1 protein-coding gene and 2 pseudogenes are annotated in these 1433 nt (G+C 38.7%); 2 read left to right on the forward strand and 1 reads right to left on the reverse strand.

Annotated elements, in window-relative coordinates; all coding sequences use genetic code 11:
• Positions 1–456: 456 nt before the first annotated feature.
• A complete protein-coding gene (locus L1D11_RS22425) occupies positions 457–636 on the forward strand; it encodes a hypothetical protein (RefSeq protein ID WP_239862827.1) in 180 nt (59 codons plus the stop codon).
• A gap of 67 nt (positions 637–703) precedes the next feature.
• On the opposite strand, the pseudogene L1D11_RS22430 reads toward L1D11_RS22425, so the two are convergent.
• A pseudogene (locus L1D11_RS22430) lies at positions 704–1194 on the reverse strand (IS630 family transposase); the annotation flags it as partial.
• A gap of 80 nt (positions 1195–1274) precedes the next feature.
• Here L1D11_RS22430 and L1D11_RS22435 point away from each other — a divergent pair.
• A pseudogene (locus L1D11_RS22435) lies at positions 1275–1433 on the forward strand (IS66 family insertion sequence element accessory protein TnpB); the annotation flags it as partial.

Genomic DNA, 1433 nt, shown 5'->3' on the forward strand with positions numbered 1-1433 from the left:
GTACAAAGCCTTGAGAGCTTGAGAGACATCTGCTTTTTTGAGTTGCTGGCGCTTAGCATAAAACGTCGAGGGATTGAGTTCATTAAGCTTACAAAATGCAAGCGTTGACAATGAACTCGATTCAGACTGAGCGATGAGYGTTTGCCATTCTTGATTAGTGTGTCGTTTTCCCATTTCAAATCTCCTCATGGTTGGAGACTTGATCTTATTCTTCGCGCTAGGCGATTAGAATGCGGGTTTTATGGAGCGCTTACTATTTTGCTGTAATTGCAGACTTCTGAAATCTATAAAAGTTAAATCACAACACTTTCTGTAGTCCAGTTTTATTGAAATTAAGAGTTCTAGGGAGATAGCCATAATTTATTTGATAGGAATATTATTGTTCTTTCCTTGATAACGCTCAAAAAGTGTCCTTTAATATGCAATCTGTATCATTTAAAATGTTAAAGGAAACTTATGAGTATATTAGACAAGGATTGCCTTTTACAGTTAGTCATTGATAATTTTCAAGAGGATATCGCGAAGTCTGTCGACTTCGATACAGGTGAAGTTGGTATTAAGTATACCGGCCTTGAGCATAACCTCTCTTTTTGTATAGGATTGTTTTTAGTAGAAAAAATATATTCAACAAGATAAAATCTTAATATTCTGGTCTCATTAATAAACATTATCTTTGAAGTTGATAAATTATAAACATACCCCATCAACTTGAAGATGCTGGCTTGAACACCTGAAAATTGTCATTGATTCGAGACGTCAACGAACCTGCAATCTCTGGAAGAGATACAGTAAAAAATTGGTCTATGGCTTCCTTGAAGTCACGTTTCCTTTTGAAGTAAACGTTATTCCTCGACTTCTCGTTCATTACCTTCCAAAGCCGCTCTATCGGATTGAAGTTTGGGCTATATGGTGGAAGGTAATGCAGCTCAATATTAAGCACAAATGCCGCATCTTTAACTAAATCACTGCGGTGATATCCTGCTCCATCCAAATGATATGGAGCTTGTGATTTAGCGGATAGCTCTCTGTGAGTTTGCAGGAGAAACGGACAATGTTTTCACTGTTGATGCTGTCGTAGTCACTAACAATGGCTGAACCAATATCCGACAGGTTCAGTGCGCCAATAATATTCAGTCGGCTACGATTACCTGTCGTTTCTAAGACTTTATTTTGACCAGTGCGTATCCAACCATGGTAAGCGCTCCATAAAACCCGCATTCTAATCGCCTAGCGCGAAGAATAAGATCAAGTCTCCAACCATGAGGAGATTTGAAATGGSAAAACGACACACTAATCAAGARTGGCAAACRCTCATCRMKCAGTCTGAATCGAGTTCATTGTCAACGCTTGCATTTTGTAAGCTTAATGAACTCAATCCCTCGACGTTTTATGCTAAGCGCCAGCAACTCAAAAAAGCAGATGTCTCTCAAGGC

Origin of the sequence: Vibrio sp. Isolate32, assembly GCF_022397955.1 — a bacterium.
GTDB lineage: Bacteria > Pseudomonadota > Gammaproteobacteria > Enterobacterales > Vibrionaceae > Vibrio.

Bases quoted from the DNA above. Each gene is read 5' to 3' on its own strand.
- L1D11_RS22425 (WP_239862827.1), top strand. From the start codon at position 457: ATGAGTATATTAGACAAGGATTGCCTTTTACAGTTAGTCATTGATAAT.